Source organism: Ancylobacter oerskovii (genome assembly GCF_018390555.1).
GTDB classification, from domain to species: domain Bacteria; phylum Pseudomonadota; class Alphaproteobacteria; order Rhizobiales; family Xanthobacteraceae; genus Ancylobacter; species Ancylobacter oerskovii.
This window is the reverse complement of sequence record NZ_JAHBGB010000019.1, coordinates 162503-177211: the sequence shown is the minus strand read 5'-3', so window position 1 is coordinate 177211 and position 14709 is coordinate 162503. Positions and strand designations below refer to the sequence as shown.

The following is a 14709-nucleotide window of genomic DNA, read 5'->3' as shown; positions in this document are numbered from 1 at the left end:
CCTTCAACCCTGCGGCGCGAAGCCGGCAAGCAGGCCGGCATAAGGCTTGGCCCGTGGCGGCGCATAGGCGCCGGCCTTGGAGGTGGCGAGCCCGACGCGGACCAGCCCTTCCATCAGCGCCACCGCGCAGGCGACGCCGTCGATCACCGGCACGCCGTGCTCCTGCCCGAGCGCGCGGGCGAGATCGGCCATGCCGGCGCAGCCCAGCACCACCGCCTCCGCATGGTCCTCGCGCACGGCCCGGCCGATCTCCGCCGAGATGCGGGCGCGGGCATCGGAAGCGGGATCCTCCAGCTCCAGCACCGCGACGTCGGAGGCGCGCACCCGCGCGCAGCGCCGCGCCAGCCCGTAGCGGTCGAGATTGGCCTCGATCACCGGCACCGAGCGCGACAGCGTCGTCACCACGCTGAAGCGATGGGCGATCAGGCTCGCCATGTGGAAGCCCGCCTCGCCGATGCCGATCACCGGCGCCCGGGCGAGCGCACGCGCCGCATCGACGCCGGTGTCGTCGAAGCAGGCGACGATATGACCGTCCACCGCCTCGTCCTCGGCCCGCGCCACCGCATCGACCAGCCCGGGCAGGGCGAGCGCGTCGTCGTAATAGCCCTCGATGGAGGCCGGCCCCATCCGCGAGGTCGCCGCGAGGATGGTCGTCGCGTCCGCCGCAACCAGCCGGGCGGCGGCGGCGATCTTGTCGGTCATCGATTGGGTGGTGTTCGGATTGACGAGATGGAGGCGCACGTCGGGACCGCAGCGTGAGGAATGGGCCGCCGACCATCTCATGCCGGCGGGGCCTCCGCCAGCACGCAAGGAGGCCTTGCCCGCCGGTTTCCCGCCCATCGGCCGCCCCGGCGACGGATGGCCGGCCCGACGCGCAGCCGCTTTTCATCACCGGGGCGGTACGGTAGTTTCCGGCGAAAGAATTGCTTGAATTCATTGTCAGGTCCGGCGCGTGCTCAAGATCGCCTTCCTCCTCGTCGGCGCCGATGCCTTCCGTGCGCGCTGGTACGTCTTGCCGGTGTTCGGCGCGGTGCTGCTGGCATTGGCCAGCCTGCTGGCCATCGACGCCTCGGACGGCGTCACCCTGGTGACGAAGGAAGCCATGGGCGCCGTCTTCGTCCTCAACGGCCTTCTCGCCCTCTACGTGTTCCTGGCGCTGCCGCGGGAGGGCTCCCGGCATCTCGGCTTCCTCAAGGCCACCGCGCTGATCCTGCTCGGCAGCCTGATCCTGGATTTCCCGATCAGCACCCGGATCGCCATCGCCTGGCTGTTCGGCCTCGCCTTCGCCGTGGACGGGCTGGGGCGCATCGCCACGGCGGTGGTGGTGCGCTTTCCCGGCTGGCGGCTGCTGGCCGCCTGCGGTGTCGTCGAACTCCTGCTGGCGATGCTGATCGTCACCGAATGGCCGCTGTCGCACGACAAGAACATCCCGTTCTGCATCGCCCTGCTGCTCGGGCTGTGGGGGTGGCTGCTGGTGCGTTTCGGGCTGATGCTGCGGACGCTGGAGGACGAAGCCTCGGCCATGAACCTGCCGATCTTCGCCGGGCGCGGATGGTACCAGAACGCGCCGGTGCTGATCGGCGGCGGCCGCGCCACCGTCGAGCACCCGATGACGGTGCATGTGTGGACGCCGGTGGGTTCGGCCTATCAGCCGGAACGGCGGCTGCTGGTCGACCGCTACATCGCCGCGGTGGACGGGCACGGGGTGATCTCCACCGGCCATGCCGCGCTGGAACTGCCGCCGGACCTCTATATCAGCCACTACCCGGCGCAGGAGATCGACCGGTCGAGCGGCGATTTCATCGCCGCGCTGCGCGCCACGGCGGAGAACGACCTCAAGGGCCGCTTCCAGCCTTCCTACGCCTTCGAAACCAGCGAATGGTGCCCCGCGGACCAGCATGTGGCGTTCCGCAATTTCGATCCGCGCCGGCTGCGGGCATTCTGGGCCGGCTACCGGCAGGACGACACCTACAACCTCACCAACCGCAACTGCTCCGTCGTGGTGGCCGAAGCGCTGGATGCCGCGCTGGAGGGGGCGCTCGCCAGCCAGTATCCCTGGTTGCGGCTGCTGCGTCTGCTCGCCAATCCCGATCTGTGGACCGCCGCGCTGCTGCGCAGCCACGCCTCGTCCATGACCTGGACCCCTGGCCTGGTGCTGGACTACGCCCGCACCCTCGCCCGCCTGACCGAGGCCCAGCAGACGGACTGGAGCTTCCGCTTCAAGCTGTTCCTGCAGCGGCTGCGCCCGGGCCGGTCCGCGGCCGCCCCGCTGCCGGCGACGGCTCCCGAGCCGCCGGCGGGCTGATTCCGCGCTCGCCCGCGGTGGCCGGGCCATCGCGGGGATCATCCCGATTCACCGCCGCGGCTGTCAGCCGCGCGTGCGAAGATAGTCCGCCAGCACCACCGCGTCGTTGTGCACGACGTCACGCGCCGAATAGAGCAATGTGACGCGCCCCTGCTCCAGGAACGCCTCGAGACGCGCGACCGCGGCGGCATTGGCGTCCAGTTCCGCACGGTAGCGGCGCGAAAACTCCTCGAAGCGGCCGGGATCGTGCCCGAACCAGCTCCGCAAGGCCGCCGTGGGGGCGATCTCCTTCAGCCAGAGGGTCAGCGCCAGGGCCTCCTTGCGGATGCCGCGCGGCCACAATCTGTCGACGAGAATGCGGGCCCCGTCGTCGCTCCCGATAGGGTCGTACGCTCTTTTCAGCCTGAGATCGGGGGCAGCCTTGGTCATGACGGGGGCACCGCAAGCGAGAGCCGCCAGATTATCCCGCCGGCCCCGGCCGCTCAAACCCGCTCTCGCCAGCCACCCGGCGAACCCGGTGGGTTGGGCGGGCGGCGGAAGGACCTTCGGTATCCCGATGTGGCGATGTCGGAGTGTCATACTGGGGACGCATTGTCCCGGTAGGTCATCATCGTCGCACACGCGGCTACGCCCTGCCTCAGGCATCGGGCCTCACTCAAATCGACGCACGAGCGTCAGCCGCCGGCTATTTGCCGGAGGCACAGAGGATATATGCAGATTCAGATTACCCGCCGACCCCTTCCCGTCTCCCCGCCCGCTCCCGCGCCCGACGCGCGGCGCTCCAGCCCTGACTGGAAGCCGGAGCCCTGCGGACTGACCCGCGAACAAATCCGCGCCATCGTCATCGAACAGATCGGCTGACCCCGCCGCCAGCGGACGCCGAGCGATCCACAGTCTGGCGCTCGCGCCCCGCCGCTAGGCGCCGTGACGGCGGGATAACGGCCCGCGCTCAGGCAAGCGCGCCCCCGGGCTCCGGATCGAGGCACCACCGAGAACACCTCGAACGTCACCCTAGCGGGCGGGCGCATCCGATGGCGCGCCGGTGGCGACGGGCTCCTCCGGCACGACATGCAGCGCTTGCGGCGCCACGACGGTGAAAGGCGCCTCCACGCTCGGTGCCGGGGCCCGCGCCAGCGCCCGCATCACGGCAACCACGCCCAGCAGCGTGGCCGCCGCCGCCATGAAATAGAACACGCCGCGCAGGTTGAGGGCGCCCATGATCCACGCGCCGGTAAGCGGCCCGACGGTGGACCCGATGCCGCTCATGAGGATGAGCCGCCCGCTGATCGACACCGCCCCCTCCTGCGCCATGTTGTCCATGGCGTGCGAAACGCAGACGGGATAGAGCGTGGACATGAAGCCGCCCAGAAGCGCCGCGACCGGCAGGACGAAGCTCAGCTGGCGCGGCAGGAAAATAAGCACCACGGCCGCCAGGGCGAAGCCGAACGCCAGCCCGCCGAGGAGCATGCGCCGGTCCATGCGGTCGGACAGCCAGCCGACGGGGATCTGAAAGGCGAGCCCGCCCAGCACCGCGCTCAGCATGACCAGCCCTATCGTCTCCTGCGGGATGTTGTTTGCCAGCATCCAGCTCGGCACGACCGCGTAGAACGTGGCGCTGATCATGCCGGCGATCGCCGCCCCGAGAATGGCGACGGGAGCCGCCCGCAGCAATTCGCCGTAAGGCAGCGTGACCTCTTTCGTGACGATGGGCTGCTCGGCCCGCGTCATGCTGACGATGACGAGCGCCACCGCGAACAGCGCCACGATGATGTCGAAAGCCGTGGCACCCTCGAGCGGCAACCGGCCGACGAGCAGCTGGCCCAGCGCGAGGGCGAGGAAGGTCCCCACCATGTAGGTGGAGAAGACCTTGCCGCGCAAAGCCGGGGTGGCCTTGGAATTCAGCCAGCTCTCCGTCGCGACGAACAGGCCGACGCAACCGAACCCGATGGCCGCGCGCAACAGCCCCCAAGCGAGCGCATCCACCATGAGGCTCATGCCCACCGTGGCGCCGATGACGATGCCGCCGAAGGCCGCGTAGCCGCGAATATGGCCGATCCGCTGGATGATGCCGCCGCAGGTGACGGAGCCGAGGGTGAAGCCGACGAAATAGGCGCTCATGACGACGCCTTCGAGGGCGGGATTGAAATCCTCCACGCCCAGGCGAAGCGAGACGAGGGTCGTAAAGAAGCCGTTCGCCAGCTGAACAAGGCTGGTGGCGAAGATGAGCGCGCCGACCTGTGCGTACAATGTCCACTCCCTCGAGCGTTCCTGAGGTATTCCGCTCTACCTCCCGCCCTGCAGGCGAACCGTAACACCCAAGGTCGTTTTGTTCATCTTGCGACATGACAGGCGCGAGGAAATCCCGGGGCCGTATCAAGGCACCGCCTCTGGTCTCGTCCTTCCCGCGACCTGCCGGAGGTCTCCACGTCTCCTTGATCGAGCGGCCCGTTCCCCGCCGCGAGAAGGGCACTCCTCGGCCTTCAAGACCGGCAGGGAGTGCCTCGGCGGAAGCTAGAGCGTCTTCGAGCAAAGCGGGATCCGGGTCACGTGAAGAAAACGCGTCCGAACAGGAACCTGGACCCTTTCCGGTGAACCGGAGTTCACCGGAGGGCTCTAGGCGGCCGCCACCATTGCGAGCTCACGCGCCCGCATCTCGAGCCGCCTGCGGATCGTCGCAGGAAGCTGCCGCGCCGACTTCACGCGCGGCTTGTCCATTTCCGCGATGGCCTGGACGGGGACCCCGTACAGGCCCTCGAACTCGGCGTAATTGTCGAAGCGGCGGCGCGTTGCATTGTCCACGAAGGTCTCGGCAGGCACGCCCTCGGCGAGCACCAGCGCGTGGTCCTCAAGTTCGAGATGGTAGTAGGTGAAGCGTTCCTCGGGCCGTTCGACGCGGGTGACGCTCACGCCGTTCACCAGCGCACTCGCCTGCACCAGCACCCCATCGATCAGCAGCGCATGATCCGGGGACAGGAAAAGGTCGCGAGACGGCCCGCCCTCCTCCAATGCACCGGCGGCGATACGAACAGGGTAGGCACGCAGCGGGTCGGCGAAGACCCGGATCACGGCCTGGCGGCCGATCCAGCGAACGGGCCGGGCCTCGCCGGAGGCGGTGAGCACCAGGTCGCCTATCCTGAAGTCCTCCACGAGCCGCTCGCCTTGGGGCGTCGCTATATGGGTGCCGGCGAGGAAGCACAGGGGAGCGACGAAGGCGCCGCTGGACTGGTCGACATAGGCGCTGGGATCTGCCGCGATCAGTTCGGCAAGGGCCGGGTCCATGTCCTTGATGTTGAAGGTGACGCTCCCGCCGATCTCGTCATTGTCATATATCAGGGTCGCATCGCCCGTCGCGGCATCATAGGTGAAGCTCTCGAAGCTCAGTCCCGCAACGTTGAGCGAGTCGCCATAGCCGAATCCCGTTACCGTGAAGCTGGGCGTTTCGGCGCTCGATGACGTGAAATCATAGGTGAAGCTTCCGGGCTGCTCGCCCACGAAGTCCACATAATGGCCGCTCAGGATTTCGTAATTGAAATCACCGGGATGAACGGAAATGCTGGAAGCATCGCCAACTTCGTAACGCAGGCTGCTGCCGACGGCCAGGCTCAATCCATTCTGCGAGATGTAGACGTTGGCGCCGTTGATCGCCTCAAAGGTGGAATGCGCCAGAACGCTTATACCAAGGCGCGTGAATATAACGTTCGCATCAATACCATCGACGACCAGCGTATGGTCGCCACCGATGTCTATGATGTGGATCGTTGTTGCGGAATTGGGATCATACTCCACCGAACCCGAGCTTACGGTTTGATCCGACTCGCTGAGATCGACGTTAATTGTAGCCATTCTTGTGCCTCCCACGCGACGGAACGGGAAGACACCTTGTCCCACCCCGATTTGGCGCGGGACGCATCATTCATCGGCGTGCCCTAGAGGCAACCAACCAGAAGGAAGTGCCAACAGTTTGCTTCGAATATGTGGTGTTTTTGACACCATCTCTTTCGAGGACACGCGCTTGTTCGACGGCGACGTGCCCTACACCCTCGCTCTCGCTCCGAAATCCCTGCCGGCGTGATACAGGCACTCCGCATCGCCCCTGCGCTGAATGGTCCACTCGCCGAACAACAGTCCCCTCGTAGATATTGCCGGGCTGAACATCCCCGATCCGCTGCGAACGACCTATGCCGCCGGCACCTTCCCCAAGGGACATTGAATGATAGACCCCTTCGCGTTGATCTCTGGCTTCCTCATACTCTGCGCTTCCGGGCTGATAGCCTTCACGATCAGAAGGCTGGTGCCTGCGGCGCTGCTTATCGGTGCATTGACGGTCCTCGCCTCTGCTGCCGCCGTTCGGTTCGGCTATTTCGAAGATTTCGCGCCGCTCCTCGTCATCTACGTGAATGGCGGCCTCATGGGCGGCTTGGGAGGCTTCCTGTTCGCCAGGAAGGCCGCCGAGCAGGGCAACTGACGCCCGGCCTTCCCCCGCAAGGCGCATCGAACGCCCGATACGGGCGTATCCGCGGGGGGTGTCCGGCGAGTGAAATTCCGAATTATCTCGTGGGAATCAGAGAGATAAGAAGGTTGGCTGGGGCGGGAGGATTCGAACCTCCGCATGGGGGAATCAAAATCCCCTGCCTTACCGCTTGGCGACGCCCCAACGCTCCGCATCTTCCGGCGACGCGGATCATGCGGGCGCGGACATAGCCACAGGAGCGCGTCGCTTTCAACCGTCATGCGCGAGATTGGCGACCGGACGTCCCGGCGTCATCAACAGGCTGTGTGAAGAAGTGCGACGCTGCCCTTGCAGGCCGGCGCATCCCCATGCTAGAGGCTCGCCCGCCGCGTCGGAGTGTAGCGCAGCCTGGTAGCGCACCTCGTTCGGGACGAGGGGGTCGCAGGTTCAAATCCTGCCACTCCGACCAAGCGGCATCTTGATTTCCTGTTCCCGACAGGAACGACCCCGACGATCATCCCGACAGAAGCCCGGAGCTTCGCCCCTCATCCGGGGAAGCCGGATGATGCCGCACCTCGACCGTGATTGGCTCCCGGTACCCGCAGACGAGGCTGCCCCCAGCGGCCTGGCGTGCCGCGCGGTGGGGGTCGGCGCCTTGATAGCCGGGACCGGCGCTCCAGCGGCCGCCGCGCCGCAGCCTCGACATCGCCCGGGCCCCACGGGCATGCACATGGCATCGAAACGCACGTCGGCACGGTCCGTGCCAACGCAAAAACCCGTCCGCCCTCCAAAGAGAGAGCGAGCGGGTACAGACAGGGGAGGATCGGCTCGATGCCGGCCATGCCGGGAGAAGCCCCGGCGGGCTCCGCCCCGTCAGGCGCTCGCCTGCGCGACGTCGGCGGCACGCTTCCGCGCCGTTTTGCGCCCGGCCGCCGTCACCTGCTCCCAATGGGGCTGGTAGGCCACGCGGTGCAGATCGGCGACGGCGACGTCCGGCGAGGACACTTCGCGGAAGATGGCGCAGCCATTCAGCGATCCCACCAGCCGGCCGCGGATCGCCGTGCCCTTCTTGCACAGGACGTAATGGTCGCCGGTGAGCTTGCTGGAGCGCAGCGGCAGCGATTTCAGCAGCGTGTCCTCCTTGGCGACGAAGTGCGAAGCGGCGCCCTGGCGGGGAAAGCGCAGCTTCCTGTTCAGCAGCGACGCCCACATCACCCCCGCCTGGACATTGTCCATATGGTGGTCGGCGGCGTTGCGATTGCGGAAGCGCGTGCTCACCATGCCGGTCGCGCGGTCGACCACCTCCGCCTGCGCATCGATGAAGGTCAGGCCGCGCGCCGCCGCCTCGCGCGCAAGTTGCGCGTTGAACAGGTGGGTCACCTCGGTCCGCTGCTTCTGGGTCGCCGAGACCGCCTGCCGCCGGATGGAGATGATGTCGCCACTATGGTCATGGTCGTTGATCGTCGGCAAGGTCGCGGAGGTGATGGCGACGTTCTTGCGGCCGCCGGCGACCAGTTCGTCCACGAACCGCATGTAGCTCTCGATCGACCGCGACACCTCATGCTCGAGGGAGGTTCCGTTCTTCTGCGCCCGCAGCCAGACCAGGATGCCGCAATCCACCTCGCCGAGATGCAGCAGGACGAGGGATGTCTTGTCGTATTCCTTGAGGAAATTGAGGAAAGACCCGCGCGCATCCGTCGCCGACTTCTCGTTCATGAGGCCGGCGGCGGTGGCGCCGGGCACCCGGCAGGCATGGAACTGATAGGGCGAGAGCAGTCCGTTGGTGGCGGCAAAGCTGAAATATTGTAGATGACTGTCACCAAGACCAATGATCTGCTTCATGGGGTGCTTCCAATCGGCTGCATGAAAATGACGAAGGGGAATGGCGTCACTCTAGCAGATCGGGAAGCCCGCCTGCCAGATCGGCGGCGCCATTTCGTCGCCGGGCGGCGCGAGATCATCGGGAACGAAAGTCTATACACGAATAAGTTGCCGGATCCCGATACGGCCCGGCCCGGCATCTCCGGCGTATCCATGCCGGATCGACGGCGCGATCGCCCATGACAACGGAAGATGCCGGCCCCGGCAGGTTGGTGATTGAACCCGGGCGGCCATTGCGCTAGTCCGACAGCATGATTGAAAAGCTCACCGCCCTCCGCACCCGGCTGCTCGCCGCCCAGCGCGAATTGATCAAGGCCGCCGCCGAGGCCGGGACGCTCCCGTCCGACAACGCGCTGCGCAAGATCGCCGACATCGAAGTCACCATCGGGGCCATCGAGGCCATGATGGAAGACCTTCGGAAGGACTGACCGCGCAGGCGCGCGGCTTGCGGCGCCGGAGAGGGCGGCCATCCGCCGCTCCGTGCCTTTTCGGGCGTCCCGCCGGCCCGGCTCAGACGTGGTAGTGGTACATGCTGCTGTCGGTCTTCTCGCCGGTATAGCCCCAGCCGCGCAGCAGCCCGTCCACCGCGTCGATCTCGTCGAGCAGCTCGATGAGGATATGCGGCCGGAAGCGACGGATCGTCGCCGCGCCGCCCTGCAGCAGGTCGTATTCGGCCCGCTCGACGTCGATCTTGATCACCGACAGCTCGGCGAGCCCGACATCGTCCAGGGCCAGGGTGCTGGCGCTGCCGATCACCGCTCCGTCGCCGACGATGCTCCCCGCCGAGCTCAGCCCGTCCTTGCCGCGAATGGCGATGCGCTGCCCGGAGACGCGGGAGAGCGCATGGGGATGCACCCGCACCGTGCCGATGTCGTTGAGCGCGAGATTGGCGAGCAGGCGCGGAACGATGAGCGGGCTGGCCTCGAAGGCGTGCACCCGGTCGGCTCCCGAGCGCGCCGCCAGGATCGAGTAGAAGCCGGAATAGGCGCCGGCATCGACCACCGTGCCGCCCTTGCCGGCCAGTTCGGCCCACAGGCGCCGGGAGATCGGCTCGAACCCCTTGCTCCGCTTCTTCTGCGCGGCGAGAACGTTGTCCTCGCGGACGATCAGCTTCACGCCGTCGAGTTCTTCGAAATCGAGCTCTTCCAACATGCCCTCGCGCTCCGGCCCCTCACGCCGGGCCAAAGGTGCCGTCCGGCCGCAGCCGTTCCAGCACCCCGGTCGCGACGGCGAAATAGAAGCCGTGCAGCGACAGCCGGCCGTCGTCGATGCGCTCCCGGATCCACGGGAAGCTCTCGAGATTGTTCAGCGACAGCCGCACGCAGCCATATTCGACCAGCCGCCGCTGCTCGGCCTCGTCGTCCGTCAGATGCCGCGCCACCTCGCTCGCCGGGGCGGCGATGCGGATCCAGTCGGGCAGGAAGTCCTGCGCCGCTTCCGGGGCGCCGTCGAGCAGCGCCCGCGCGCCGCCGCACAGCGCATGGCCGAGCACGACGATCTGCTTCACCTCCAGCACCTTCACCGCGAACTCGATGGCGGCGCTGGTGCCGTGATGCGCGTGGTCGGGCGTCGAATAGGCCGGCACCAGATTGGCGACGTTGCGCACCACGAACAATTCGCCCGGGCCGACGTCGAAGATCATGGTCGGGTCGACGCGGCTGTCGGAACAGGCGATCACCAGCGTCTGCGGGCTCTGCCCGCGCGAGGCGAGCTTCTCGAACAACGCCTTGCGCTCCGGCCACGAGGTGACGCGAAAGCGCCGATAGCCTTCCAGCAGATCGTCCATAAAAGGTCCTTCCCTCGCGGCCCGCCACCCGGCCGGCCGCCGCACGGCGAAAATGCCGTCACCCGGCCATCCCTGACAAGCGGCGGCGCAATGACTAATGCCTGATCTCTCCTGACGGAAGGCAATATCCGTTCCCGCGGCAGACATGACCGCACTCGACGCCCGCCGCCGGCTGGGCTAGGTGCGAGGTACCGGCCCCGGATGGCGGGCGGGCCACGACCACGGAAACCGACCGACATGGCCGACGACATTCCCTTCGATCGCGACTTCGCCGCCGTGCCCGGCGTGGCGGAGGAGGTGGCGCCCGGCGTGGTGCGGGTGCTGGCTCCCAATCCCGGCCCCTTCACCTTCACCGGTACCTGCACCTATCTGATCGGCACCGGCGAGGTGGCGATCCTCGATCCGGGGCCCGACGACGCCCGCCATGTCGCCGCGGTGCTGGCGGCGGTCGGCGGCCGGCGGGTCAGCCACATCCTGCTCACCCACACCCATCGCGACCATACCGGCGCCCTCGCCGCGCTGAAGGCCGCCACCGGCGCGCCGGTCGTCGCCGAAGGCCCGCACCGCCCGGCCCGGCCGCTGCATGAAGGCGAGGAGAACGTCCTCGACGCCGCCGGCGACCGCGAGGCGGTGCCCGATCTGCGCGTGGCCGACGGCGAGCGTCTCGCCGGCGACGGCTTCTCCCTCACCGCGCTCGCCACGCCCGGCCATACCGCCAACCACATGGCCTTCGTGCTGGACGATGCCGGCCTCGTCTTCGTCGGCGATCACGTCATGGCCTGGTCCACCTCCATCGTCGCGCCGCCGGACGGCTCGATGGGCGACTACATGGCCTCGCTGCGCCGCCTCGGCGAACGTCCCGAGGCGCTCTATCTGCCCGGCCATGGCGGCCCGGTGCGGCAGGGGCCCGCCTTCGTCGCGCGCTATCTGCGCCACCGCGAGGCCCGCGAGACCGCGATCCTGCGGGCGCTGGCGCGCGGGCCGGCGCTCATCCCGGATATCGTGCGGATGATCTATATCGGGCTCGACCCGCGGCTCGCCGGCGCCGCCGGCCTGTCGACGCTGGCGCATCTGGAGGACCTCGTCGCCCGCGGCGAGGTGGAGACCGACGGTCCCCCGACGCTCAAGGGGCGCTACGGCCGCGCCTGAGGCCGCTCAGCGCCGCCTTTTGCCCTGCCGCTCGGCGAGTTCGGCGAACAAATCGTCGACGCGCCGCGCATTGGAGCCGAAATCGCGCGCCGCGTTGCGCGTCACCGAGCGCATGTCGACCCGGGTGCCCTCCGCCGTGCGCCGCACCCGGATCACGATGTCCTCGCGCAGGCCCAGCGGCAGCCCGCGCGTCACCGCCTCGATGCGCCCGTCGCGCTGGCCGCCGCGCGGCGGCACTACGTCGATCACCGTCCATTTGCGCCGCGCCACCAGCGCCATGAGATCGCCGAACACGTCGTCCGGCGTCGATTCGAAGTCGATCGGCCGGATCGCCGGATAGGCGTCGGCCTGCACGCTCGCCGCCGCCTCGTCCGGCCCGTCGAGCGGGTTGGCGGCGCGCGAGCGCGCCATGGCCAGCGTCACGAAGGCAGGCGGATCCTCCATGTCGGTGCTCACCTCGTGCAGCACCGGCAGCCGGGCGCCGAAGGCGGCGAGGCCGGCCGTGGGCGCGATCAGCGCCAGCGCCAGCGCCCCGGCGCCGATCACCCGGCCGAGGCCGCGCAGCCCCTCGTTCCAGATCACCACGAAGGCCGCGAGCGCCACCAGCAGCGCCAGCCCCGCCAGCGCCACGCCGGCGAGCACGGTGTAGAGCGCGCTTTCCAGATCGAAGACCTCGGTGGCATAGCAGGCGATGCCGATGAGCGTGACCGGCAGGGCGAAGACGGCGAGGCGCAGGCTCCACACCGCCAGCCGCGACATGCGCTCCTCGACATAGAGCCGCCGCCGGATCATCGCGCCCTCACGCCGGCTCGAGGAACAGTTCGGCGAGCGCCTCGACATCGTCGACGACGAGATCCGCCTCGCCGGCGAAGGCGTCGATCGGCCCCGGGCCGCTGCGCACCAGCACCGAGACCGCGCCCGCCGCCTTGGCGGTCAGGAGGTCGTGATGGGTATCGCCCACCAGCGCGACCGCCGAGACCGGCACGCCGGCGCGTTCGGCGAAAGCGCGCACCATGCCCGGCAGCGGCTTGGAGCCGAAGCCGGAATCATGGCCGTAGATCGCCGCCAGCAGCTCGGTGAGGCCGAGAATGTCCGCCTGGATGCGGGCATTGCGCTCGCTGTCATTGGTGGCGATGCCGAGCGGCAGGCCGAGCCGCGCGAGCCGGGCCAGCGCCTCGCGCGGGTGGCCGAGCGGCGCCAGATGCGCCTGGCCTTCCTCGATGAACAATTCGTCGATCTCGACGAAGAGCGCCTCGTCGGCGGGACGGTCGAGCACCTGCGCCCAGAGCGGCCCATACTGGCGCGAGGAGCCGGCGATCAGCGGCGAGGTCTGCAGGAAGCGCTCATGGTCGGCGAGGTAGTGGCTCACCTCGTGCAGGCGCGACAGCACCGCCGCGTCGCCGCCGGCGAGCCGGGCCATCACCCCGCCGGCCGCCGGTCCCCAGGTGCGATCGAAATCGATCAGCGTGCCGTCCTTGTCGAACAGAATGGCGCGAACGGCGTTCACTTGGTGTAGACCTCCGGCAGGTCGCGGGGCGAGGGAGCACCGAATAGCATGAATTGGAGGCGCCTCCCAACCGGCCGGCGCCGGTGGGCTGCCCGGTCGGGCATGATCATCGGCCTCGCGCTTGCGCTGATGGCGAATCCGCCGCCCGCCCGGGCCCAGCAGCTGAAATCGGACATAGACCGCGCCGGCACCGCCGCCAGCCGGCAGATCGAGCAATGGCTCGGCGCGCCCGCTCCGGCGCGCAAGACCCGGCCGAAAGCCGCCGCCGCCCGCGCCCGCGCCCGCGCGGCCGATCCCTCCCCCGCCCGGTCGGTGCCGCTTCCACCCCCGCGCCCGGCGGATCTCGATGCCGCCGGTCCGGCGACGCCATCCCCGGAAATGGCCGCCGCCGCCGCCGCCCGGCCGGCGGCCCGGACCTCGACCCCGCCGCCGTTCACGGCCCGCCCGGCCCAGCCGGCAGGCCCGGTGGCGCCTGTCGAGGAGGAGCCGGCCTTCGCCGAGGCGCCCGGCATCCCGCTGCCGCCCCTGCGCCCGGATCGCGCCACCGCGGCGGCCGTCGCCCTCGGGACGACGGCGCGAACCGCCGCCGGCCCGGTTCCGTTGCCGCCGCCGAGGCCGCGGCTGGCGGCGCTCGCCGCTCCGGGCGAGGACGCGCCGCCCCCCTCCACGGCGTCGAACGCCGCTGCCGCCGATGAGGCCGCCGACGAGCCCGCCGCCGAGGCCACCGGCGTGCCGCTGCCGCCGGCGCGGCCATCAACGCAAACCGCCATGCTTCCGCCCGGCGATGCGCCGGTGGATGCCCCGCTGACCCCGCCGCCCGGCCCTCTCGCCGGCTGCCCGGAACTGAGCGTCGGCGAGATCGGCACCTTCACCGCCGCCGCCGTGAAGATGTCGCCGGCCTGCCGCATCGAGCGCCCGGTCAGCCTCACCGGCGTCAAACTGAAGGACGGGCGCCTGGTGCCGCTGGAGCCGGCCGCGACCCTGCGCTGCGACATGGCGGCGGCGGTGGCGCGCTGGGTGCGCGAGGGGGTGGCCCCCGCCGTCGAGACGCTTGGCAGCCCGCTGGCGACGATCCAGGTCGCCGATTCCTATTCCTGCCGGCCGCGCAACCGGGTCAGGGGCGCGAAGATCAGCGAGCACGGCCAGGGCAACGCCATGGACACCCGCGGCTACACGCTGATGGACGGGCGCAGCGTCCTCGTCGGCGGCACCGGCGAGCAGGCGATGCCGCTGGCGTTCCAGGAGCGGCTGAAGGCCAGCGCCTGCGCCGATTTCACCACCATCCTCGGCCCCGGCTCGGACGGCTATCACGAACTGCACCTGCATGTGGACCGCGCCGTGCGGCGCAGCAACATGGTGCTGTGCCGCTGGGCGACCGGCACCCGCCCGCCCGGCGCCAGGGCGGGAACAGCGGCGCCCTCGCCGGCGCCCGCCGCGCGCGGAGCCGGCACCGCCGGGGCGAAAGGCGCCGCCGCTCCCTCCCCCGCGCAAACGGCCGAGCCGGCGAAGGACGGCGCCGGAGAACCGGAGGCCGACGCCCCCGACGCCGCCCCGGAGGCCCCGGAGGCCTCGGAGGCCGGAGCGGCGGGCCGGTCCGCGCCGGGCTCGCGCAAATGACCCTGGGGAACCGC

General features: G+C 69.4%; 15 protein-coding genes and 2 tRNA genes. 7 read left to right on the top strand and 10 right to left on the bottom strand.

The window, feature by feature from the left end:
- Window positions 1-3 precede the first annotated feature (3 nt).
- On the bottom strand, window positions 4-741 hold the full coding sequence (locus KHC19_RS09685) for an aspartate/glutamate racemase family protein (RefSeq protein ID WP_213352309.1): 738 nt from the start codon (window positions 739-741) through the stop codon (window positions 4-6).
- A gap of 211 nt (window positions 742-952) precedes the next feature.
- Between KHC19_RS09685 and KHC19_RS09680 the strand changes: the two genes are divergently transcribed.
- The gene (locus KHC19_RS09680) at window positions 953-2305 is read left to right on the top strand and encodes an HdeD family acid-resistance protein (protein WP_213352144.1); all 1353 of its coding nucleotides are present in this window, start codon (window positions 953-955) and stop codon (window positions 2303-2305) included.
- A gap of 63 nt (window positions 2306-2368) precedes the next feature.
- On the opposite strand, the gene KHC19_RS09675 is transcribed toward KHC19_RS09680, so the two are convergent.
- The gene (locus KHC19_RS09675; RefSeq protein WP_213352143.1) at window positions 2369-2734 is read right to left on the bottom strand and encodes a DUF488 domain-containing protein; all 366 of its coding nucleotides are present in this window, start codon (window positions 2732-2734) and stop codon (window positions 2369-2371) included.
- Between the two features lie 282 nt (window positions 2735-3016).
- Between KHC19_RS09675 and KHC19_RS09670 the strand changes: the two genes are divergently transcribed.
- A complete protein-coding gene (locus tag KHC19_RS09670) occupies window positions 3017-3166 on the top strand; it encodes a hypothetical protein (protein ID WP_213352142.1) in 150 nt (49 codons plus the stop codon).
- A gap of 150 nt (window positions 3167-3316) precedes the next feature.
- Here KHC19_RS09670 and KHC19_RS09665 read toward each other — a convergent pair whose 3' ends face one another.
- Both KHC19_RS09665 and KHC19_RS09660 read right to left on the bottom strand, forming a co-directional pair.
- Window positions 3317-4552, bottom strand: a complete 1236-nt coding sequence (locus tag KHC19_RS09665; RefSeq protein ID WP_213352141.1) for an MFS transporter — start codon at window positions 4550-4552, stop codon at window positions 3317-3319.
- A 366-nt stretch (window positions 4553-4918) separates the two neighbouring features.
- A complete protein-coding gene (locus KHC19_RS09660; protein ID WP_213352140.1) occupies window positions 4919-6148 on the bottom strand; it encodes a Hint domain-containing protein in 1230 nt (409 codons plus the stop codon).
- 367 nt (window positions 6149-6515) lie between these two features.
- On the opposite strand from KHC19_RS09660, the gene KHC19_RS09655 reads away from it, so the two are divergent.
- On the top strand, window positions 6516-6770 hold the full coding sequence (locus KHC19_RS09655; RefSeq protein ID WP_213352139.1) for a hypothetical protein: 255 nt from the start codon (window positions 6516-6518) through the stop codon (window positions 6768-6770).
- Between the two features lie 114 nt (window positions 6771-6884).
- On the opposite strand, the gene KHC19_RS09650 is transcribed toward KHC19_RS09655, so the two are convergent.
- Window positions 6885-6959, bottom strand: a tRNA-Gln gene (locus KHC19_RS09650).
- 188 nt (window positions 6960-7147) lie between these two features.
- Between KHC19_RS09650 and KHC19_RS09645 the strand changes: the two genes are divergently transcribed.
- Window positions 7148-7224: transfer RNA gene (locus tag KHC19_RS09645), tRNA-Pro, on the top strand.
- A gap of 404 nt (window positions 7225-7628) precedes the next feature.
- Here the strand turns inward: KHC19_RS09645 and KHC19_RS09640 are convergent.
- A complete protein-coding gene (locus KHC19_RS09640) occupies window positions 7629-8597 on the bottom strand; it encodes a hypothetical protein (protein ID WP_213352138.1) in 969 nt (322 codons plus the stop codon).
- A 290-nt stretch (window positions 8598-8887) separates the two neighbouring features.
- On the opposite strand from KHC19_RS09640, the gene KHC19_RS09635 reads away from it, so the two are divergent.
- Entirely contained in the window at window positions 8888-9064 is a 177-nt protein-coding gene (locus KHC19_RS09635; protein WP_213352137.1) for a hypothetical protein, read from the top strand.
- A gap of 82 nt (window positions 9065-9146) precedes the next feature.
- Here the strand turns inward: KHC19_RS09635 and KHC19_RS09630 are convergent, their stop codons facing one another.
- Together KHC19_RS09630 and KHC19_RS09625 are read right to left on the bottom strand one after the other, a co-directional pair.
- Entirely contained in the window at window positions 9147-9788 is a 642-nt protein-coding gene (locus KHC19_RS09630) for an FkbM family methyltransferase (RefSeq protein WP_213352136.1), read from the bottom strand.
- A gap of 19 nt (window positions 9789-9807) precedes the next feature.
- Entirely contained in the window at window positions 9808-10422 is a 615-nt protein-coding gene (locus KHC19_RS09625) for a carbonic anhydrase (RefSeq protein WP_213352135.1), read from the bottom strand.
- Between the two features lie 237 nt (window positions 10423-10659).
- On the opposite strand from KHC19_RS09625, the gene KHC19_RS09620 reads away from it, so the two are divergent.
- The gene (locus KHC19_RS09620; RefSeq protein ID WP_213352134.1) at window positions 10660-11571 is read left to right on the top strand and encodes an MBL fold metallo-hydrolase; all 912 of its coding nucleotides are present in this window, start codon (window positions 10660-10662) and stop codon (window positions 11569-11571) included.
- Window positions 11572-11577: 6 nt separating this feature from the next.
- Here KHC19_RS09620 and KHC19_RS09615 read toward each other — a convergent pair whose 3' ends face one another.
- Entirely contained in the window at window positions 11578-12363 is a 786-nt protein-coding gene (locus KHC19_RS09615) for a DUF1499 domain-containing protein (protein WP_213352133.1), read from the bottom strand.
- Window positions 12364-12370: 7 nt separating this feature from the next.
- Window positions 12371-13078, bottom strand: a complete 708-nt coding sequence (locus KHC19_RS09610; protein ID WP_213352132.1) for an HAD family hydrolase — start codon at window positions 13076-13078, stop codon at window positions 12371-12373.
- A 102-nt stretch (window positions 13079-13180) separates the two neighbouring features.
- Here KHC19_RS09610 and KHC19_RS26190 point away from each other — a divergent pair, with 102 nt between their 5' ends.
- Window positions 13181-14695, top strand: a complete 1515-nt coding sequence (locus KHC19_RS26190) for an extensin-like domain-containing protein (RefSeq protein ID WP_213352131.1) — start codon at window positions 13181-13183, stop codon at window positions 14693-14695.
- Window positions 14696-14709 lie beyond the last annotated feature (14 nt).

Coding starts and splice junctions, on each gene's coding strand:
- KHC19_RS09675 (WP_213352143.1), bottom strand. CDS start 2,734: ATGACCAAGGCTGCCCCCGATCTCAGGCTGAAAAGAGCGTACGACCCT.
- KHC19_RS09670 (WP_213352142.1), top strand. CDS start 3,017: ATGCAGATTCAGATTACCCGCCGACCCCTTCCCGTCTCCCCGCCCGCT.
- KHC19_RS09660 (WP_213352140.1), bottom strand. CDS start 6,148: ATGGCTACAATTAACGTCGATCTCAGCGAGTCGGATCAAACCGTAAGC.
- KHC19_RS09655 (WP_213352139.1), top strand. CDS start 6,516: ATGATAGACCCCTTCGCGTTGATCTCTGGCTTCCTCATACTCTGCGCT.
- KHC19_RS09640 (WP_213352138.1), bottom strand. CDS start 8,597: ATGAAGCAGATCATTGGTCTTGGTGACAGTCATCTACAATATTTCAGC.
- KHC19_RS09635 (WP_213352137.1), top strand. CDS start 8,888: ATGATTGAAAAGCTCACCGCCCTCCGCACCCGGCTGCTCGCCGCCCAG.
- KHC19_RS09630 (WP_213352136.1), bottom strand. CDS start 9,788: ATGTTGGAAGAGCTCGATTTCGAAGAACTCGACGGCGTGAAGCTGATC.
- KHC19_RS09625 (WP_213352135.1), bottom strand. CDS start 10,422: ATGGACGATCTGCTGGAAGGCTATCGGCGCTTTCGCGTCACCTCGTGG.
- KHC19_RS09620 (WP_213352134.1), top strand. CDS start 10,660: ATGGCCGACGACATTCCCTTCGATCGCGACTTCGCCGCCGTGCCCGGC.
- KHC19_RS09615 (WP_213352133.1), bottom strand. CDS start 12,363: ATGATCCGGCGGCGGCTCTATGTCGAGGAGCGCATGTCGCGGCTGGCG.
- KHC19_RS26190 (WP_213352131.1), top strand. CDS start 13,181: ATGATCATCGGCCTCGCGCTTGCGCTGATGGCGAATCCGCCGCCCGCC.